The sequence below is a fragment of the Sulfitobacter noctilucicola genome (genome assembly GCF_000622385.1).
GTDB lineage: Bacteria > Pseudomonadota > Alphaproteobacteria > Rhodobacterales > Rhodobacteraceae > Sulfitobacter > Sulfitobacter noctilucicola.
In genome coordinates, this window is sequence record NZ_JASD01000008.1 from 924204 (window position 1) to 944240 (window position 20037).

At 53.1% G+C, this 20037-nt stretch carries 23 protein-coding genes; 10 read left to right on the forward strand and 13 right to left on the reverse strand.

Annotated features, from left to right (window positions below):
* Positions 1–45: 45 nt before the first annotated feature.
* From rph to hemW, 3 genes are read left to right on the forward strand one after another with little or no spacing between them, the layout of a single operon-like run.
* The gene (rph, locus tag Z946_RS0108275; protein ID WP_025055263.1) at positions 46–759 is read left to right on the forward strand and encodes a ribonuclease PH; all 714 of its coding nucleotides are present in this window, start codon (positions 46–48) and stop codon (positions 757–759) included.
* Complete coding sequence (rdgB, locus tag Z946_RS0108280; RefSeq protein ID WP_025055264.1) at positions 756–1367, forward strand: RdgB/HAM1 family non-canonical purine NTP pyrophosphatase; 612 nt, start codon at positions 756–758, stop codon at positions 1365–1367. Before rph ends, rdgB begins: the two co-directional genes overlap by 4 nt.
* Positions 1360–2517 carry a radical SAM family heme chaperone HemW gene (gene hemW / locus Z946_RS0108285; RefSeq protein ID WP_025055265.1) on the forward strand — a complete coding sequence of 386 codons (1158 nt, stop codon included), beginning with the start codon at positions 1360–1362 and terminating at the stop codon, positions 2515–2517. The genes rdgB and hemW overlap by 8 nt, the downstream gene beginning before the upstream one ends.
* Here the strand turns inward: hemW and Z946_RS0108290 are convergent.
* The 7 genes from Z946_RS0108290 to Z946_RS0108320 all read right to left on the reverse strand — a co-directional run bounded on the left by Z946_RS0108290 (position 2514) and on the right by Z946_RS0108320 (position 9853).
* A complete protein-coding gene (locus Z946_RS0108290) occupies positions 2514–3407 on the reverse strand; it encodes a ParB/RepB/Spo0J family partition protein (protein ID WP_025055266.1) in 894 nt (297 codons plus the stop codon). The genes hemW and Z946_RS0108290 overlap by 4 nt on opposite strands.
* A 1-nt stretch (position 3408) precedes the next feature.
* Entirely contained in the window at positions 3409–4218 is an 810-nt protein-coding gene (locus Z946_RS0108295) for a ParA family protein (RefSeq protein WP_025055267.1), read from the reverse strand.
* Entirely contained in the window at positions 4211–4816 is a 606-nt protein-coding gene (gene rsmG, locus Z946_RS21800; protein ID WP_025055268.1) for a 16S rRNA (guanine(527)-N(7))-methyltransferase RsmG, read from the reverse strand. Before rsmG ends, Z946_RS0108295 begins: the two co-directional genes overlap by 8 nt.
* Entirely contained in the window at positions 4816–6678 is a 1863-nt protein-coding gene (mnmG, locus tag Z946_RS0108305) for a tRNA uridine-5-carboxymethylaminomethyl(34) synthesis enzyme MnmG (RefSeq protein ID WP_025055269.1), read from the reverse strand. The genes rsmG and mnmG overlap by 1 nt, the downstream gene beginning before the upstream one ends.
* 13 nt (positions 6679–6691) lie before the next feature.
* Entirely contained in the window at positions 6692–7978 is a 1287-nt protein-coding gene (gene mnmE, locus Z946_RS0108310; protein WP_025055270.1) for a tRNA uridine-5-carboxymethylaminomethyl(34) synthesis GTPase MnmE, read from the reverse strand.
* Positions 7979–8008: 30 nt separating this feature from the next.
* Positions 8009–9280, reverse strand: coding sequence for a transcription termination factor Rho (rho, locus tag Z946_RS0108315; protein WP_025055271.1), 1272 nt, complete (start codon positions 9278–9280; stop codon positions 8009–8011).
* Between the two features lie 123 nt (positions 9281–9403).
* Complete coding sequence (locus tag Z946_RS0108320; RefSeq protein WP_025055272.1) at positions 9404–9853, reverse strand: CopD family protein; 450 nt, start codon at positions 9851–9853, stop codon at positions 9404–9406.
* A 403-nt stretch (positions 9854–10256) separates the two neighbouring features.
* On the opposite strand from Z946_RS0108320, the gene Z946_RS0108325 reads away from it, so the two are divergent.
* Genes Z946_RS0108325 through dnaQ form a run of 4 tightly spaced genes read left to right on the forward strand, consistent with a single transcriptional unit; the run spans position 10257 to position 12955 of the window.
* Positions 10257–10856, forward strand: a complete 600-nt coding sequence (locus tag Z946_RS0108325; RefSeq protein ID WP_025055273.1) for a Maf family protein — start codon at positions 10257–10259, stop codon at positions 10854–10856.
* Positions 10853–11686: a shikimate dehydrogenase gene (locus Z946_RS0108330; protein ID WP_025055274.1), complete on the forward strand. Its 834-nt coding sequence runs from the start codon at positions 10853–10855 to the stop codon at positions 11684–11686. The genes Z946_RS0108325 and Z946_RS0108330 overlap by 4 nt, the downstream gene beginning before the upstream one ends.
* Positions 11686–12276, forward strand: a complete 591-nt coding sequence (gene coaE / locus Z946_RS0108335) for a dephospho-CoA kinase (protein ID WP_037969118.1) — start codon at positions 11686–11688, stop codon at positions 12274–12276. Before Z946_RS0108330 ends, coaE begins: the two co-directional genes overlap by 1 nt.
* Positions 12269–12955, forward strand: coding sequence for a DNA polymerase III subunit epsilon (gene dnaQ / locus Z946_RS0108340; protein ID WP_025055276.1), 687 nt, complete (start codon positions 12269–12271; stop codon positions 12953–12955). Before coaE ends, dnaQ begins: the two co-directional genes overlap by 8 nt.
* On the opposite strand, the gene secB is transcribed toward dnaQ, so the two are convergent.
* Together secB and Z946_RS0108350 are read right to left on the reverse strand one after the other, a co-directional pair.
* Positions 12952–13431, reverse strand: coding sequence for a protein-export chaperone SecB (gene secB / locus Z946_RS0108345; RefSeq protein WP_025055277.1), 480 nt, complete (start codon positions 13429–13431; stop codon positions 12952–12954). The genes dnaQ and secB overlap by 4 nt on opposite strands.
* Positions 13432–13490: 59 nt before the next feature.
* A complete protein-coding gene (locus Z946_RS0108350) occupies positions 13491–13970 on the reverse strand; it encodes an FxsA family protein (protein ID WP_025055278.1) in 480 nt (159 codons plus the stop codon).
* 104 nt (positions 13971–14074) lie between these two features.
* Here Z946_RS0108350 and Z946_RS0108355 point away from each other — a divergent pair, with 104 nt between their 5' ends.
* The 3 genes from Z946_RS0108355 to Z946_RS0108365 are packed head-to-tail and all read left to right on the forward strand — an operon-like array spanning position 14075 to position 16361.
* Complete coding sequence (locus Z946_RS0108355; protein WP_025055279.1) at positions 14075–14737, forward strand: Tim44/TimA family putative adaptor protein; 663 nt, start codon at positions 14075–14077, stop codon at positions 14735–14737.
* Between the two features lie 41 nt (positions 14738–14778).
* The gene (mltA, locus tag Z946_RS0108360) at positions 14779–15771 is read left to right on the forward strand and encodes a murein transglycosylase A (protein ID WP_052836087.1); all 993 of its coding nucleotides are present in this window, start codon (positions 14779–14781) and stop codon (positions 15769–15771) included.
* Positions 15768–16361 (forward strand): Smr/MutS family protein, encoded by a 594-nt coding sequence (locus Z946_RS0108365; protein WP_025055281.1) that lies wholly within the window; start codon positions 15768–15770, stop codon positions 16359–16361. Before mltA ends, Z946_RS0108365 begins: the two co-directional genes overlap by 4 nt.
* Here the strand turns inward: Z946_RS0108365 and Z946_RS0108370 are convergent.
* The 4 genes from Z946_RS0108370 to trxA form a co-directional block, all read right to left on the reverse strand.
* The gene (locus Z946_RS0108370; protein WP_025055282.1) at positions 16358–17575 is read right to left on the reverse strand and encodes an MFS transporter; all 1218 of its coding nucleotides are present in this window, start codon (positions 17573–17575) and stop codon (positions 16358–16360) included. The two genes, Z946_RS0108365 and Z946_RS0108370, sit on opposite strands and share 4 nt — an antisense overlap.
* Before the next feature lie 139 nt (positions 17576–17714).
* On the reverse strand, positions 17715–19022 hold the full coding sequence (hslU, locus tag Z946_RS0108375; protein ID WP_025055283.1) for an ATP-dependent protease ATPase subunit HslU: 1308 nt from the start codon (positions 19020–19022) through the stop codon (positions 17715–17717).
* Complete coding sequence (hslV, locus tag Z946_RS0108380) at positions 19019–19576, reverse strand: ATP-dependent protease subunit HslV (RefSeq protein WP_025055284.1); 558 nt, start codon at positions 19574–19576, stop codon at positions 19019–19021. The genes hslU and hslV overlap by 4 nt, the downstream gene beginning before the upstream one ends.
* 124 nt (positions 19577–19700) lie before the next feature.
* A complete protein-coding gene (gene trxA / locus Z946_RS0108385) occupies positions 19701–20021 on the reverse strand; it encodes a thioredoxin (RefSeq protein WP_025055285.1) in 321 nt (106 codons plus the stop codon).
* Between the last annotated feature and the right edge of the window lie 16 nt (positions 20022–20037).

Genomic DNA, 20037 nt, shown 5'->3' on the forward strand with positions numbered 1-20037 from the left:
TGACCTCACGGCGGTATGCCCGCAGCACATCAAAAAGGAATTATTATGCGTCCCTCTGGCCGGAAATTGGATGAAATGCGTGCTGTCTCTGTTGAGGTCGGCTTTACGAAACACGCAGAAGGATCGGCGCTGATCAAAGTGGGCGATACACATGTGCTTTGCACCGCCACGATCGAAGACCGGGTGCCACCGTTTATCAAAGGCTCTGGTCTGGGATGGGTGACAGCAGAGTACGGGATGCTTCCCCGCGCTACAAATACACGGATGCGCCGCGAGGCTGCTTCGGGCAAGCAAGGCGGCCGTACTGTAGAAATACAGCGGTTGATTGGCCGTTCCTTGCGCGCCGGTGTGGACCGTGTCGCATTGGGCGAACGTCAGATCACTGTTGACTGTGATGTATTGCAAGCGGATGGCGGCACACGCTGTGCCTCGATCACCGGCGGATGGATTGCCTTGCGTCTTGCGGTGAACAAACTGATGAAAGCGGGCGATGTTGTCTCTGATCCGCTGGTTGATCCGGTCGCTGCCGTCAGCTGCGGTATCTATGCCGGTCAGCCTGTGCTTGATCTGGATTACCCCGAGGACTCCGAAGCCGGCGTTGATGGCAACTTTATCATGACAGGATCGGGTCAGCTGATCGAAGTCCAGATGAGCGCGGAAGGATCAACCTATTCCCGCGATCAGATGAACAAGCTGATGGATCTTGCCGAGCAAGGCGTGTCCGAGCTGGTTGCGATCCAGAAAGCCGTGAGTGCATGACACGAAAGTTCACTGAAAAACGCATCCTGATTGCCACGCACAACGCAGGCAAGCTTGAAGAGATGTCCCAGCTTTTTGCGCCAAAAGGGATTTCAGTTGTCGGCGCGGCCGAGATGAACCTTGCCGAGCCTGAAGAGACGGAAAGCACTTTTGTCGGTAATGCGCGGATCAAAGCACATGCTGCGGTGAAGGCAACAGGATTGCCTGCACTGTCTGACGATTCAGGGATCGAGGTTGAAGCGCTGGATAATGCACCCGGTGTTTTCACAGCGGACTGGGCGGAAACACCGAATGGTCGCGATTTTATGTTGGCAATGACCAAGACACACAGCAAGCTGGAAGAGATCGCCGCCCCCCATCCGCGCAGAGCAAGGTTTTGTGCGACGCTGGTCCTGGCATGGCCCGATGGGCATGACGAGGTTTTCGCAGGCAAGGTTAACGGAACGCTGGTCTGGCCGATCAGAGGAAAGTTGGGCCACGGCTATGACCCGATGTTCCAGCCCGACGGGTACGATATCACGTTTGCCGAAATGGATGCAGATCAGAAGAATGCGATCAGCCACCGTGCAGATGCGTTCTCCAAATTGATGTCCGGTTGCTTTGACTGAAGATTGGCAACAGGGCGGTTTCGGGCTTTATATCCATTGGCCGTTTTGTGAGGCCAAATGCCCCTACTGCGATTTCAACAGCCATGTCACGAAAACGATTGATCAACGCGCTTGGCGTGATGCCTATCTGCTTGAGCTTAGGCGCTATGCTGCGTTGACCAAAGGCCGCGTGCTGAATGCGGTGTTCTTCGGCGGCGGCACCCCAAGCCTGATGGACCCCGAGACCGTTGCTGAAGTCATCTCCGAAATTCGCACTCTCTGGCCGATCGCGAATGATCTTGAAATAACGCTTGAGGCAAATCCGAGCTCAGTAGAAGCCGGACGTTTCGCAGCATTTCGCCAAGCAGGTGTCAGCCGGATATCGATGGGTATTCAGGCGCTCAATGACCATGATCTGAAACGTCTGGGCCGTTTGCATAACACAAGCGAAGCGTTAAAGGCTTTCGATATTGCACGCACAACCTTTGACAGGGTGAGCTTCGACTTGATCTATGGCCGTCAGGACCAATCTGTTGCCGAGTGGGAAGCAGAGTTGAAACAGGCTCTGACATTGGCGATTGATCATATTTCGCTTTACCAGTTGACCATCGAGAACGGCACCGCATTCGGTGATCGCTATGCTATTGGAAAGCTTCGCGGCCTACCGGATGAAGACCTCGGGGCCGATCTTTATCAGAAAACGCAAGAAATCTGCGGTGCTTTCAACATGCCCGCTTATGAGGTTTCAAATCATGCACGGGATGGTGCTCAATCACGGCACAACCTGATCTATTGGCGGTACGGCGATTACATCGGCATTGGTCCTGGTGCGCATGGCAGAGTAACGCTGGACGGACAGAAGTTTGCAACCGAGTGCTTTAGCAACCCCACGAGATGGCTATCAGCGGTTGCTGAAGGAAAAACCGAACGTGATCCAACAGCGCTATCTAAAGATGAGCAGGCCACCGAATTTCTGCTCATGGGGCTGAGATTGAAAGAAGGTATTTCGCTATCCCGATACGAAAACCTGACCGGCAACGCATTACCACAGTCCAAATTGGAACATCTGTCTGAAATCGGCATGTTGAACGTCGATTCAGACAGATTAAATGTTACAGATCAAGGACTTATGGTACTAAATGCGGTCCTTGAGCATCTCATGGTAGACTAGCCGTTGCTCAACAGTCGGCACAGCGCATCCAGGTCATCCAGCGACTTGTAATTCACCGTCAACTTGCCCGCTTCTTCACCTGCTTTGTGGTCAAGTGTGACCTTCATACCAAGAGACGCAGACAAATCTCCTTCCAGCGCTTTGGTATCAGCATCCTTCTCAGGCGCTGATGCAGTCGAGTTCTTGGAGGTTTTTGTAGCAGGCTTGCCTTCGTTCCGAACCAAAGCTTCTGTCGCGCGAACAGAAAGCCCGCCCTTCACAATTTGCTTTGCCAACGCAACCGGGTCTTGGGCCGGAATAAGGGCACGCGCGTGGCCTGCGCTCAGCTCACCTTTTCTGACCATATCCACCACTGCGTCCGGCAAATTCAGGAGACGCATCAAGTTAGCGATATGGCTCCGGCTTTTCCCCAGCGCCTCGGCTAGCTTCTCCTGCGTATGACCAAACTTCTCCATAAGCTGCCGGTAGCCCGCAGCTTCCTCGATAGCATTAAGGTCTGCACGCTGGATATTCTCGATAATGGCGACTTCCAGCACTTCAACATCAGTAAAGTCGCGCACGATAACGGGAAGCTCATGCAGTTGCGCGATCTGGGCGGCACGCCAGCGGCGCTCACCGGCAACAATTTCATACGTTTGATCTGATACCCGTCTAACGATTAACGGTTGAATGACACCCTTTTCTTTGACCGAGTTCGCAAGATCAGCGAGGTCATCCTCTCCGAACTGTTTGCGAGGCTGATCTGGATTGGGATGGATTTGTTCGATCGGTATCAAATGCTCTGCAGCGACCGGCCCTTGCGCGGCGACCGCTTCAGTTTCGGCAACATCCGCCATCAAGGCTGACAACCCACGCCCCAAGCCACGTTTCTTTTCAGGCCTATCTACCATGTCAGAGGTTCCCCACCTTGTTAATCTTCAGAATTTCCTTAGCCAAAGCACGATACGCCACCGCACCTTTGGACGAACTATCATACGCGAGCACCGGCATCGCATAACTTGGCGCTTCACTCACACGAACATTTCTTGGAATTACCGTCTTGAAGACAAGATCACCCAAATTGCCCCGCGCATCGCTTTCAACCTGCTGCGAGAGATTATTCCGACGATCATACATCGTTAGAACAATCCCTTCTATTCCCAGATCCTTGTTACCCGCCTGACGCACCTCTCGGATGGTCATCATTAACTGGCTCAAACCTTCCAAAGCAAAGAACTCACTTTGCAACGGGACAAGCACGGAATGCGCCGCAATCATGGCGTTGACTGTAAGCAAGTTTAGCGACGGCGGGCAATCAATCAGGATGAAATCAAACTCGAAGCTGTCCATCTGCACCTGTCTCAGCGCATCATGTAGGAGAAAGCTTCGCTTTTCATTCGACATAAGCTCAATATCGGCGGAGCTCAAATCCACCGTGGCCGGGACAATACAAAGTCCGTCATAATCTGTCTCCTGTATGACGTCCTGCAGGTCCAGATCCTCAAGCAACAACTCGTAGGTCGTAAATTCACGGTCTTCCAAGTCTACACCCAACCCCGTCGACGCATTACCTTGTGGGTCCAGATCAACCAAGAGCACACGCTTTCCAAGCTCTACCAATGCGGCGGCCAGATTTATAGTCGTGGTGGTTTTCCCCACACCACCTTTCTGATTGGCGACAGCGATAATTTTGGGGCCCTTTGGACGAGAAAGGTCAGACACGGGAAATATCCTTGATCCGAAGCACGACAGCTTGGTTGTGGGTGGTACTACTGATGGGCTCGCAATTGTACGACCAATGGTTTTGAGCAAGCTTTTCTTCTTTTCGCCATCCCTCGCCCTTCGGGAAAAGCGCTGTTCCATCTTTCTTCATATGGACAGATGCAAAGCCCAGCAGAGTAGGTAAGTCAGCAAGAGCGCGGGCCGACAATATATCTGCTTCAAGCGTGGCGATTTTTTCGATCCGGTCGGAGATCACTGTTCCTTCCAACGAAAGCTCTCTTAGCGCTGTCCGGAGAAAAACAGCCTTCCGCTGGTCACTTTCAACCATAGTAAATCTATGATCCGCGCCAACACCCTGAGACATTATGGACGCAACTATAATCGGCAAGCCCCCACCGCTTCCCAGATCTACCCAATGTCCACTAGCAGGCGCGTGGGCAAAAACTTGAGCAGAATCAACGATATGTCTTTCCCAAACATCTTCTTGGCTTGGCTTTGAGATCAAGTTGATCTTACCAGTCCATTTTAGGATTAGATCCCGATACGCCTCAAGCTTCTGCAATGTTTCACGTGAAACATCTAGATCGACGGACCCCATTAGGCAGTCCTCTTGGCTTTGTTTTTCCGAAGGCGTGAGAGAAGCAAGGTCAGTGCAGCTGGCGTTACACCATCAATTCTGGACGCTTGGGCCAATGTATCTGGCTGCGCACTCTTCAACTTTGCCTTCATTTCATTAGAGAGGCCTACAATCCCGTCATAGTCAAAGCCTCGAGGAATCAAGAGTGCTTCGTCTTTCTTAAGCAAATCGATTTCGGACTGCTGTCGTGAAAGATAATTTGAGTACAACGCATCCCGCTCACACTGCTGCCGGATCTCAGTTTCTACCGTTTCTAAATCCGGAACAAGCGGAATGACATCTTCGAATTTGACATCTGGGAACGATAAAAGTTGGTAAGGCGTCCGGCGACTCCCATCTTTACTTACGGCAAAACCAACTTTCGATGCTTCGGTCGAACTAAAGGTCTTCTGCGAGAGCATTTCCATTGCTTTGTCGAGCTTGCTTCTCTTGTACGCAAAGGAACTAGCGCGTTCACCCTCAATGCACCCAAGTTGAAGCCCGATAGGCGTCAACCGCTGATCTGCATTATCGGCACGCAAAGACAGGCGAAATTCAGCGCGCGAGGTGAACATTCTATACGGTTCAGAAACACCCCTGCTTGTAAGATCATCGATCATAACGCCGATATAGCTGTCTGTTCTGCTAAACCGGAATGGATCCCTTCCTGACACGGCAAGGGCGGCATTCAGCCCTGCTACCATACCCTGCGCTGCTGCTTCTTCGTAACCTGTCGTCCCATTGATCTGGCCAGCAAGATACAGACCGGGCATAGCCTTCAACTGCAAAGTCCCATCAAGGGAACGCGGATCGACGTAGTCATATTCAATGGCGTACCCGGGTTGCAAAATCATAGCGCCCTCCAAACCCTTTATGGAGCGCACGTAGTCCACTTGAACACTTTCCGGAAGCGATGTTGAAATCCCGTTAGGGTAGATCGTGTGGTCATCTACACCTTCTGGTTCCAAAAAAATCTGATGGGACGTTTTATCAGAGAAACGGACAATTTTATCTTCGATTGAAGGGCAATACCGAGGACCTATCCCATCAATATGTCCACCATACATCGCTGATCGTTCGAGGTTCGCTCGAATGATTTCGTGGGTCGCCTCATTGGTATGGGTAATCCCACATGAGATTTGCTTTGCACTGGGTTCGGACGAGAGAAACGAGAACATCGTCGGTGTTTCATCACCCGGTTGCATCTCGAGATCTGTCCAATCAATTGTACGGCCATCCAGACGTGGTGGTGTACCGGTCTTGAGCCGCCCCATCTTGAGATCCAGACTGTCCAGACGCTGAGCCAACTTCGTAGAAGCGTTGTCTCCCATCCTGCCACCGGAGTGCGAGACATTTCCGATATGGATGACCCCTCGCAAAAAGGTGCCGGTTGTGAGTATAACAGCAGCTGCAGACAAGACTTCGCTGCCCCCGATTTCCACTCCTGCTATCCGCCCTTCCTCCAGTACGAAGTCAGTGACTTCCCCCTCAATGATTTCGAGGTTGGAGCGGGCATTTGTCTCCTTCAACATCTGTTCTTGATAGATTTTACGATCAGCCTGAGCTCTTGGCCCTTGCACGGCAGGGCCTTTGCGCCGGTTCAAAAGTCGAAACTGTATTCCCGCCTTGTCAGCAACGCGACCCATGACACCATCCAGGGCATCAATCTCTCTCACGAGGTGGCCTTTGCCCAGTCCGCCGATTGCAGGATTGCATGACATCACACCGATATCGGCCACTTTCATGGTGACCAGGGCCGTTTGCACTCCCATTCTGGCAGCAGCGTGCGCGGCTTCAGTGCCCGCATGGCCACCACCAATTACAATCACCTCAAAATGTTTCACGTGAAACACCCCATCATTTACCAATACAGAAGCTTGAGAAAATCTCATCCAAAAGGTTTTCTACGCCGATCCGACCTACAACTGCTTCCAACGAACGCGTTGCAGAGCGAAGCTCTTCAGCAGCAATATCATATCCATCTGCCCCCCGCACGACCAAACCTTCTACTCTGGCGATTCCTTCGAGTGCGTTCACCATAGCCAGCCTGTGGCGCTCATGGGTGGAAATTCCAGCGGCCGCGGCTTTCTCCTTCAACACCGTGGCAATCCGATCTAGCAGAAAGTCGACGCCTGCACCCGTCATTCCGGATACCCCCATGACGCCAGCCTGCAACGCATCCATTTTGGGTCGGAGAACAATATCGTCCGATTCTGGCTTTATCGGAAGATCTACATCAGATTCCACTAGGAATACCCTGATATCAGCATCGCGCGCGCGAGTAATTGCAAGCTCAACGCCCATGGCTTCGACCACATCAGTTGTATCTCTCATCCCTGCCGTATCGAGGAATGTCACGGGCAAACTTTCGACGTCCATCCGGACCTCAACGATATCCCGCGTCGTACCAGCAATGTCAGAGGTCAGCGCCGCATTCCGTCCCGCAAGATAATTGAGAAGAGTAGATTTACCGACGTTTGGAGCGCCAACAATCGCGACTTCGAACCCGTTACGAATCCGCTCAGCTACCCTATTCCCCCGAACCTCTTTCTCGATAGAAACTCTGGTTCTTTGCAACAGATCGCGAACTTCATCTGTCACATCTACGGGAACCTCTTCATCCGCAAAATCGATTGTCGCTTCTAACAGCGCTGCCGCTCGGATCAAATCCTTGCGCCAATCATCTACCAATGCACCCAGATGACCGGACAGAACGCGTAATGCCTGCTTTCTCTGGGCTTCTGTCTCTGCATCAATAAGATCAGCCAGCCCCTCGACCTGAGCCAGATCAAGCTTTCCGTTTTCCAGCGCACGTCGCGTAAATTCACCCGCTTCGGCAAGCCGCGTGTGGCGGGAAACTCCAAGCAAAGACAGCACCGCCTGTACGACAGCCATGCTGCCATGCAGGTGCAATTCAACGACATCTTCGCCGGTAAAACTCTTTGGACCTTTGAAGGTCAGAACAAGACCCCGATCAATCAATTCACCGTTCTTGCCGCGAATGTTCCGCACTGCGTTTTCAGATGGTGCGGGAACATTTTCCATGATTTTGCCAGCAACTTCAAAGGCATGAGGGCCGGAAATCCTTACGACAGCCACCCCTGCACGACCCTGTGCGGTGGCCTGCGCGTAAATTGTGTCCATTTCTCATAACCTTTTGTTATTAAATAACAATTAGGTATTCATAGAGTCAAAGAAGTCGGAGTTTGTCTTTGTCTGCTTCAACTTCCCGATCAGGAATTCAATCGCATCAGTCGTACCCATCGGGTTCAGAATCCGGCGCAATACGAATGTCTTTTGCAGATCAATCTTATCAACCAACAGGTCCTCTTTGCGGGTGCCAGATTTCAGAATGTCCATCGCAGGGAACACACGTTTGTCTGCAATCTTACGATCCAGAACAATCTCGGAGTTACCCGTACCTTTGAATTCTTCAAAGATCACTTCATCCATCCGCGAACCGGTATCAATCAAGGCTGTCGCGATAATCGTCAAAGAACCACCTTCTTCAATGTTTCGTGCGGCACCAAAGAAACGCTTTGGGCGTTGCAACGCGTTGGCATCAACACCACCGGTCAGAACTTTACCTGAGGACGGTACAACCGTGTTAAAGGCCCGGCCCAGACGCGTGATCGAATCCAGAAGAATGACGACGTCGCGTTTATGTTCGACCAAACGCTTCGCTTTTTCGATAACCATTTCGGAGACAGCGACGTGGCGGGTCGCGGGTTCATCAAAGGTGGAGGATACAACCTCTCCCTTCACGGAGCGCTGCATGTCGGTCACTTCTTCAGGCCGTTCATCAATCAGCAAAACGATCAGATAACACTCAGGATGGTTTTTCTCGATCGAATTCGCGATGTTTTGAAGCAATACGGTTTTACCGGTACGCGGTGGCGCAACGATAAGGCAACGCTGGCCCTTACCAATTGGCGACACCAAATCGATTATACGGGCAGAGCGATCTTTAACCGTAGGATCATCCACTTCCATCGTCAGGCGCTCATCAGGGTAAAGCGGGGTCAGGTTTTCGAACGCAACCTTGTGACGGGCCTTCTCAGGCTCCTCGAAGTTGATTTTGGTCACTTCGGTCAGGGCAAAGTAACGCTCGTTGTCGTCAGGTGCCTTGATCAGCCCCTCAATCGTGTCACCAGTCCGCAGCGACCATTGGCGGATCATATCGGGCGAAACATAGATATCGTCCGGACCCGGAAGATAGTTCGCCTCGGGAGAGCGCAGAAAACCAAATCCGTCCTGAAGCACTTCAAGGACACCATCGCCCGAGATTTCCCAGCCTTCATCTGCGCGTTCACGCAGAATCTGGAACATCATCTCACCTTTGCGCATCGTTGAGGCGTTTTCGATCTCAAGGTCTTCTGCCATCGCAAGAAGGTTCTTGGGCGTTTGTGCCTTCAGATCGGCAAGGTTGAGTGTGTCAGTTGTCATGGATAACCCTATACAGCCCGGCAAAAACCCAAGCTGATCGAAATTGAATGTGTACGTAAAACACCGGATCCCGGACGGGACGGTGCCGATCACCTATTTCACAATGCGTTGCGAGTCAATCAATCAGAACTTTACCACGACGGACAGGACGATCAGGATCATCAGCAACGTCGGCACTTCGTTCATCATCCGGTATTGCCGGCCTGTCAGGTTATTCTCGCCCAGGGCAAAGCTTTTGACGCGCCGCACCAGCCATACATGGAACACAGTCATAAGAACCACACCGACAAGTTTGGTCCAGGGCCAGATCATGGACCAGTCAACAATGCCGGGTGTCATCACCAGCCCCAAACCGAATATCCAGGTCGCAATCATTGCAGGTCGCATGATGACGTTAGCAAGCTTTCCTTCCATCATCGTGAAAAGCGAATGTGTCTCGCCCTCCAATCCGACACGTTCCGTGTGATGAACAAGAAGACGCGGGAGATAGAAAAGAGCGGCCATCCATGAAATCACAGACATGATGTGCAGCGCCTTCACCCATGGGTAGGCAATCGCCAGAAAATCCAACATGCATCTCTCCTGTCTTTGAACCCTTCTTATAATAATAAAGAAGATAAGAAAGATGATGATGTAAGTAGGGACCTGATTTTCTGTGGATTAATGAGATGTACCCATCGTTGGAACTTTGCGGCCAAACTTTGCACATTGTGTGGATAAAGAGGGAAATGGACAGAAAATATCGTTCTATATCATATGTTTAAGATAATTCTTGAAAACAGGAAATGTGCGTAAATCAAAGGTAAGACCCGAACAAATTGAGTCGGGCACAGGCACACCTTGTTCTTTTCCACATAGGGACAGTTACCGATAACGCCTGCATAAAAAGATGAAATCGATGCGCTTCTACCCATCAAGGATAATGTGCACTAAAAGTCCTTAACAATGACTTAATGTAATCCACAAGGTTATCCATATGCGCCAACCTCTCATCCTCGCGTCCGGATCCAAGATCAGAGCCGACCTGCTGCGGCAGGCCTGTGTGCCGCACGAGACAGCAGTCGCACGGATTGATGAGGATACTATCAAGCAATCGCTGATCGCAGAGGAAGCAACACCAAGAGATATTGCCGATACCCTTGCCGAAATGAAAGCTCGCAAGGTGAGTGACAAGTATCCAGGCGCTTTGGTTCTGGGATGTGATCAGGTTTTGGATCATCATGGCGTGCTGCTGTCAAAACCGGAAAACGAGCAGGCGGCGATTAAGCAACTGGGCCTGTTATCCAACGATCGTCACTCATTGTTGTCTGCGGCAGTGCTTTACGAAGACGGTAAACCGGTTTGGCGGCACGTCGGACAGGTCCGTCTACGGATGAGAACGCTAAGCGACGACTATATATCTGACTATATTGCCCGAAATTGGGAAAGCATTCGCCATGCCGTCGGAAGTTATAAGCTTGAAGAAGAAGGTGTGCGTTTCTTCACGAGTATCGAAGGGGATTACTTTCACGTGTTGGGTATGCCACTTTTGGAACTGATCAACTATCTGACACTACGCGGAGACCTAGCGACATGAATTTGCCTGATATTCCCTTGGCAGGCGTCATCGGATCTCCGATTGCGCAGTCGAAATCGCCGCAAATCCACCGGCACTGGCTGAAAACCTATGGCATTGCTGGCCACTACGTTCCGATGAATGTCCACGCGGACGATCTGGAGAACGTGATCCGGACCTTGCCAAAGATGGGGTTTGTCGGGGTAAACGTCACGCTGCCACACAAAGAGAAAGTCTTGCAGATCGCGGATCTTGTGACAGATCGCGCCACGCTGATTGGGGCATCTAACACGTTGATTTTCCGCAAAGACGGTAAGATCCACGCTGATAACACAGACGGTTATGGCTTTATCGAGAACCTGAAATCGGGCGCGCCGGAGTGGATACCAAAATCCGGACCGGCTGCAGTGTTGGGTGCGGGTGGTGCTGCACGGGCGGTGATCGCCTCTTTGCTGGATGCAGGCGTGCCTGAAATCCTGCTGTCCAACCGGACACGTGTGCGGGCCGAAAGGCTCAAGGATGACTTTGGCAGCCGCTTGCGGATTTTCGACTGGGTGCAAGCGGGCAATATGCTCGACCACGCTGCCTTGGTCGTGAATACCACCTCGCTCGGTATGATCGGCAAAGGCGAGATGCGTGTGCCGCTGGATGGTTTGCGCGCACATTCTGTGGTGACTGACCTTGTGTACTCACCGCTCAAGACGAAACTCTTGGAAACTGCTGAAGACGTTGGATGCGTTACGGTTGACGGTTTGGGGATGTTGTTGCACCAGGCGGTCCCTGCGTTTGAGCGCTGGTTCGGGAAACGGCCCGAGGTCGACCGTGCGACTAGAGCGGCAGCGTTGCGCTGATGTTTCTTCTTGGTCTGACCGGCTCCATCGGCATGGGAAAATCAACCACCGCCGAGATGTTTGTGCAGGAGGGTTGCGCGCTCTGGGATGCTGATGCGGCAGTTCACCGTCTCTATAGTAGGGGCGGCGCGGCGGTTCCTTTGTTCGCGGCAGATTTTCCTTCTTCGATCGTGGAGGGGGCTGTATCGCGTGAAAAACTAAAGGAGATCATTGCGGCGGACCCGACAGCGCTCAAAAAGATTGAAAAGATCGTCCATCCCCTTGTTGGGGAGGACCGCGCGGCCTTCATCGCCTCTGCCAATGCTGACATCGTCGTACTTGATATTCCCTTGCTGTTTGAGACCGGTGGAGAAAACCGCGTTGATGCCGTGGCTTGTGTGACCATTGATGATGACACACAAAAGCAGCGGGTTATGGCACGTGGCACAATGACCGAAGCCCAGTTTGAGGCGATCCGCGCCAAGCAGTTGCCGGCAGGTGAAAAAACTGCACGCGCGGACTATATTATCGTTACGGACACGGTTGCACATGCCGCCCGTCAGGTGCAGTTGATCGTTCAGGATATCAGGGAGAAACGCCTAAATGCGTGAAATCGTTCTGGACACCGAAACCACAGGATTTGACCCGCAGACTGGCGATCGTATTGTCGAAATCGGCGCGGTCGAGCTGATGGGTCACGTCGCCACGGGGCGAACTTACCATCAGTATATCAATCCCGAACGCTCAATGCCGCAGGGTGCTTTTGAAATTCATGGATTGGGTGATGAATTCCTCGCCGACAAACCCAAGTTCGCCGAGGTGGGGCGGGCTTTCCTTGAATTCATCGGAGACGCGAAGCTGGTCATCCACAACGCGGCATTTGACATCAAATTTCTGAATGCCGAACTGAGCTGGATGAAGTTGCCCCAGATTCCATGGGAGCAGGCGATTGATACACTTGAGATCGCACGGAAGCGCTTTCCCGGATCACCGGCATCACTTGACGCGCTGTGCCGTCGCTTCAACATCGATAACACCGCACGGACATTGCACGGTGCTTTGCTCGACAGTGAAATCCTTGCCGAAGTCTATCTTGAACTTATCGGGGGGCGTCAGCCTGACTTTGGTTTGTCATCAGCCAACGAAGGATCGGACGTATCGGCGACAACACATTGGACACCTCGCCCGCGGTCGCGCCCTTTGCCATCACGTCTTACAGAGAGTGAGGCGGCCGCCCATGCCGAATTCATCAGCAAACTGGGCGGCAACCCTCTTTGGTCCAAGACTTAAGCGTCTGCCTTGGGTTGTCCGTCAGCCTGACGGCGGGCGATTTCGTTGCGGTACAGCGAAACAAAATCAATGTTTTCAAGGTTCAGCGGCGGGAAGCCGCCATCGCGTGTAACATCGCTAACAATCCGGCGCAGGAACGGGAAGATCATGCGCGGACATTCGATCAACAGAAACGGATGGATCTGATCGTCTGGAATGTTCTCGATGTGGAAAATGCCAACATAATCGACCTCAAGAACAAAAAGCGTCGCATCGCCGGACTTGTCTTTTGAGGTTACGTTCAGCTTGATCGAGCTTTCGTACTGGTTTTCCGCAGAACGCTTTTTCGCATCAAGATTGACCTGAACCTCGACATCCGGCTGCACATCGCCGCCCGACCCTTTCTGGGCCATAATGTTCTCGAACGACAGGTCGCGGATAAATTGCCCCAAAACGCGCATCTGCGGTTGTGGTGCTTGTGCTTCTTCTTCAGCCATCAGGTTCTCCGGTCTGGTAAATGAGTTTCACGCGGGCTTAGCAGATGGAACTGGCGCTCTCAATCCTTTGTCCAGCCCGAAGTCCCTCGGGTGCGGGGTTCATTGTCATCAATTTCATGAAACTCACCCTCAATAATGTCGGGACGTGATGTCGGTCGCTGCTGACCGGCACCGGGCGCGCCGAAAGACTGGATGTTCACGCGGGCACGGATAGCGCGATAAGCGGACTGCCGCACGGCGGGGATCAGTAGCGCAAAACCGAGGGCATCGGTAAAGAAACCCGGTGTCAGCAACAAAGCGCCTGCAAAAAGGATCATCGCACCGTGCACCAGTGGCTCGGTTGGATCATTCAGCTCCGAAAAGGAATTCCGCAGTTGGCCCAGCGCCATAGCACCCTGCGTGCGGACCAGAAATGTGCCCAAAAACGCGGTAATCAGCACAATGGCCAGCGTTGGCCATAGCCCGATGGCGCCACCCACTTGTATAAACAAAGCGATTTCTATCAGTGGAACAGCGATAAATGCGATCAATAGCCACATGAGGCAAATGTCCTTTTCAATGGGGTAGAGTGGACTCAACCCTTCTCTAGACCTACATAAGGTCCCAAGCGACGTGTTTCCATGTTTTGTCCCGTGAGGTCCCAATGAATTCACCCATGATACAGCTTCTGGTTCTGGCCGGTATCGCCGTATTCCTTATCCTGCGCCTGAAAAACGTATTGGGTACACGAGACGGTTTTGAAAAACCTCCCGTGACCGATCAATCGACTGTCAAAAGAACCTCCGGTCCTGCCTTTGAGGTGATTGAGGGCGGTCCTGATCTGGATATTACAGATCATGTCCCTGCCGAAAGCGATGCCGGAAAGGCATTGGCAGGCATGAAGCGTCTTGAGCCCTCTTTCGGCGTTAACGATTTTCTTACCGGTGCCCGTCAGGCGTACGAGATGATCGTTATGGGTTACGAGCGTGGCAACCTTGCCGAAATTCAGCCTTTCCTGTCCGAAGAGATATATGAAAGCTTCGTTGATGGCGTTGCGGCGCGGGAAGATCAGGGGCTGACCATCGAGGCAGAGTTTGTCGGTGTGCATGAGACAGAACTGATGGATGCATCACTTGACCCCGACACAAACGAAGCGGAACTGACGATCCGGTTTGTCGGTATGTTGACATCCGCCGTACGCGATGAAGCCGGCGATATTGTCGAAGGTAGCCTGACGGATGTAAAACGTCAGAAAGACACATGGGTCTTTGCGCGTATCATGGGCTCGGACGATCCAAATTGGCAGCTGGTATCTACAGACGGTTAAGGCGTGCAATTGCGGTTTCGCTTTTGCTGGGGACAGGTGTGATGGCACCTGTCCATGCGAGTGATGTGCAATACGATGTTCTCGATTTTGACCAACTGAGTGGTTGGGCAGAAGACGATCACGAAGCAGCGCTGCGCGTTTTCCTGAACACATGCCGAGACATGAAAGACCCCGATTGGCGTGCGATCTGCAAATTCGCCAACGAGGGGCCGGATGCCCGCCAGTTTTTTGAGTTGTTTTTCCGGCCTGTTTTGATCGATGACAAGCAGGACGCGCTGTTTACCGGATATTTTGAGCCCGAGCTTGATGGAGACCGCTACCGGTCGGACCGGTTTCGGTATCCGATCTACAAGATGCCGCAAGAGGCACTGGCGCAGAAGCCCTGGCTGACGCGGCGCGAAATTCTTGAAACGCCGGTACTGGCCGGTCGTGGCCTTGAAATCGCTTGGGTCGATGACCCGGTTGAACTGTTCTTTTTGCAAATTCAGGGATCCGGCAGGGTCCGATTGCCGGATGGTGGCTATATCCGTGTCGGATACCGGGGTGCGAATGGTCATCCGTATCGTTCAATCGGGCAAGAGATGGTGAGGCGCGGCATCTATAACGCGCATCAGGTCAGCGCCGATGTGATCAAGAACTGGGTGCGCCGCAATCCGGTAGAGGGCCGTGACCTGCTGTTTCACAACCCTTCTTATGTGTTCTTTCGCGAAGTGAGTAAGGTTCCCGCAGATCAGGGGCCGCTGGGTGCGATGAACCGCTCGGTGACTGCGATGCGCAGTATCGCGGTTGATCCCTCTTTCGTGAAGCTCGGGTCTCCCGTTTGGGTCGAAAAGGACGGAGAAGACCCCTTGCGACGCTTGATGATCGCGCAGGATACCGGATCAGCGATCAAAGGAGCGCAGCGCGCTGATGTTTTCTTTGGTACAGGCGATAGCGCAGGCAAGGCTGCGGGACGTCTGCGCGATCCGGGCAGGATGGTCGTGCTGATGCCAATTCAACGCGCCTATGCCCTGCTGCCCGAAAGCGCGATATGAAACAGCGGCGCAAACACGGACAGCTTAACGACGACGACCTTGAGCTTTGGCGCAAAGTGACGGAGCGTACGGAGAAGCTTGACCTGAAATCTCTTTTCACGCCCGAGATTGACGCCAGCCCGCCTTCGGTACCAAATATCCGGAAGGCAAAAACGGTCCTGATGGGTAAATCTGATCCCCCTGCCCGCCGGAGCACACATCATCTGGCTCCTTCATTGCCGGATCAGATCAATAGCGCACCGGTGCAGATGGATCAGAAGGCATTCGGCAAGTTGAAGCGCGGCAAACTGCGCCCCGAAGGACGTATTGACCTGCATGGCATGACGCTTGACCGCGCTCATCCGGCCCTCACCCGCTTTATCTTGTCATCGCACAAGTCGGGCAAACGGTTGGTGTTGGTAATAACCGGAAAGGGCAAACAACGCGATGAAGGTGGCCCGATCCCTGTGCGGTTCGGTGTCTTGCGTCATCAGGTGCCTCAGTGGCTTGCGATGCCGCCCCTGTCTGCTGCCGTGCTACAGGTAAGTCAGGCCCATATCAGTCATGGTGGCGGCGGTGCTTACTATGTCTATCTGCGCAGGGTCCGTTAACGGATCAAAGTCGGTTTGTAGCGCAGGATACCGAATGTCGCCATCGCGGCAGCAGCCAAATAATAGACCGCGATCGGCAACATCTGTTGAGGAAAATCGATCCCCATATCAATCAGCGCACCGGTGACACCCGGCCCGATTGCAGAGCCAAAGACCATCAACGCCGCAGCAACGGATTTTATCGCGCCGATATGACGTGTGCCATAGTATTCCGCCCAGAAGGTAGAGGTCGCAGTGCCCTGAAGCCCTTGTCCGACACCAAAGATCGTCAGCCCCACGCCTGCCATAAAAATTGTGTCAGCAAAGGCAAGCACAGCAAAGCCCAACGCGAAAGGAAGCATCTGGAACGGGACCACCCAGCTGACGCTAAACCTGTCGATTGCCCAGCCTGATACAAACGTGGCCGTGATTGTCGCCAGCGTATAGACCGGCATCAAAGCGACGTATGACACAAGATCCCAGCCTTTTACCTCTGTCAGGTGGACCTGCTGGAAAAACAGCGCGGTTCCCCAGGCAGATGGTCCAAGAACCATAGGGATCATCATGTAAAAAAGGCCGGATTTCAGCATCTGGGCACGCGACCAGTGATGTCCCTGCATCCCCGCAATCTGCGCTTCTTGTGCCATCGACTGTGGCGTCCGCTCTTGCCTGAGCAAAAGCAGCAAGAAGGGTATCGTCACAACAATGATGCAAGCGGCCAATATCCATAGACTGCGCCAGTTCACTATTGCGAAAAGGCCGACAAAGACGACAGGCAGGATGGCCTGCCCTGCGGCAAAACCCATAGACGAAAGCGACAATGCTTTGCCTCGGGTAGCCTCGAACCAGCGTACCATGGCGACAGCACCCAGTTGTGACATCATTCCCTGACCCGTCAGGCGAAGGGCGAAGATAACAAAGACCAACAGTACCCATGATGTGTTCACGGACATCGCAACGCAGGCCGCAGCCAGACAGCACATGACAACCAGCGCCAGCGCGCGCACCCTGAACCGGTCCGTCAAGACGCCCGCCCAGATCATCACGACAGCAGATAAGGTCGTTCCGATGGTATAGATCCCGCCCCACTGCCCGTCCGTGAGGTTAAAGTCGGTCTTTATCTCGCCTGCGAACAGCGAGATGAAATAGGTCTGACCATAAGAAGACGTGAAAGTAAGCAGGAAACCGGCCAACAGGAATAACCAGTTGGCACGTAAAAACGAGAGATATTGCATTCTGTCACGCCATTCTGAAGCAAAGACGCGTCGGGCATTTCAATCTCTGCCCGCACGCATGGGAAGGTGATATTGCCATTTGAGCAATACCACCACCCTTGTAAGCGTGACGCTACGCCCGAAGTTCGGGCGCTGGAATTTAAAGAACGTAGCGGCTCAGGTCAGCAGAACGGGTAAGTTCGCCCAGATTCTTCTCAACGAAGTCCGCGTTCACCTCGATCACATCACCTGCTCTGTCCGGCGCAGTGAAAGAAAGCTCTTCAAATACACGTTCCATAACAGTGTAAAGCCGTCGCGCACCGATGTTCTCAACCGACTGGTTCACATCTGCGGCAATTTTCGCCAGCGCTTTGATGCCGTCTTCGGTAAAGCTAACGGTCACTTCTTCGGTCCCCATCAACGCGGTGTACTGAAGCGTCAGCGCGTTGTCGGTTTCTGTGAGGATACGCACGAAATCTTCCTCGGTCAGTGCACGCAGTTCAACCCGGATCGGCAGACGGCCCTGGAGTTCTGGCAGCAGATCGGAAGGTTTGGCGATGTGAAAGGCACCTGACGCGATGAAAAGCACATGGTCGGTTTTGACAGGCCCGTGTTTGGTGCTGACGGTCGTTCCTTCGATCAACGGCAACAGATCGCGCTGCACGCCTTCACGGCTGACATCACCACCCCTTGCATCGGAACGCGCACAAACTTTGTCGATCTCATCAAGGAAAACAATGCCATTCTGTTCGACCGCGTCAATCGCGGCGCGGGTCACTGTTTCATCGTCCAAAAGCTTGTCCGCTTCTTCGCCGATCAGGATTTCGTAGCTGTCAGACACGGACAAACGCTTTTTGGTGGTGCGTCCGCCCATTGCCTTACCGAACAAGTCACCAAGGTTCATCATTCCGGCGCCCATACCGGGCTGACCGGGAATATCCATCATCGGGAACGGGCTGGCGGTGTCGGCGACTTCAAGATCGATCATTGTATCGTCCAGCAGACCGTCTTTGAGCTTCTTGCGGAACATCTCACGCGTACCTTCGCGTGCTTCCGAACCTGCGATGGCGTCAATCACACGCTCTTCTGCAGCGCGATGCGCTTTTACCTTCACGTCTTCGCGCATGTGTTCGCGTGTCATGGCGATAGAGGCATCGACCAGATCGCGGATAATCTGTTCCACATCACGACCTACATAGCCGACTTCGGTGAACTTGGTCGCTTCTACCTTAAGGAAGGGCGCACGAGCCAGTTTGGCCAGACGGCGGCTGATTTCGGTTTTGCCAACGCCGGTGGGCCCGATCATCAGGATGTTCTTGGGATAGACCTCATCTCGCAGGTCATCGCCCAGCTGTTTGCGGCGCCAGCGGTTGCGCAAGGCCACAGCGACGGCACGCTTTGCATCGTTTTGCCCAATGATGAAACGATCCAGTTCAGATACGATCTCGCGGGGGGTCAGATCAGTCATTTGGAAATTTTCTCCACCGTCAAATTGCCATTGGTATAGACGCAAATGTCTGCCGCAATCGCCATCGCATCGCGGGCTACCGTTTCTGCATCACGGTCGCTGTCCATCATCCCGCGCGCGGCGGCCAATGCATAGTTTCCGCCAGACCCGATCGCGGCGACATCGTTCTCCGGCTCAAGCACATCGCCGGCGCCTGTAATCACCAGCAGATCCTCACCGTCGGTCACGATCAGCATCGCTTCGAGCTTTTGCAGGTATTTGTCTGTCCGCCAGTCTTTTGCCAGTTCCACCGAGGCACGTGCCAATTGACCGGGCGTCGCTTCGAGTTTTGTTTCAAGCCGCTCAAGAAGGGTAAAGGCATCAGCCGTAGATCCGGCAAATCCTGCGACAACATCAAATCCACCGGGGGAAAGACGGCGCACTTTGCGGGCGGTGCCTTTTATCACGGTTTGCCCAAGGCTCACCTGACCGTCACCGGCAATCACAACCTGACCATTCTTTTTCACACCGATGATCGTGGTCCCATGCCAACCGGGAAATTCACTTTTCGCCATGAGTGGCCTCCTTTTCTTCAAGGGTTATATGGCCTTCGTGTTCAGGACACACAAGGGCAGGCTTGGCAAAGCAAAAGGGCGCCCCGTGACAGGACGCCCTTGAACAATAAGTAGAAGCTGATGCTTAGATCGACTCTTCGATCCAGCTTTGCAGTGCTGCTTTCGGCTTGGCACCGGCCATGTTGGATACAACCTGACCGTCTTTGAAGATGAACAGCGCCGGAATACCACGCACACCCATTTGGGCGGGGGAATTCGGGTTATCATCAACGTTCACTTTGACGATTTTAACCTTGCCATCCATCTCGGCTGAAAGCTCTTCCAAAGACGGGCCGATCTGCTTGCAGGGGCCGCACCATTCTGCCCAGAAATCGACCACAACGGGGATACTGGAATTTTTCACTTCGGCATCGAATGTATCGTCTGTGACTGCGACCGTGGCCATGCTGTTCTCCTGACAG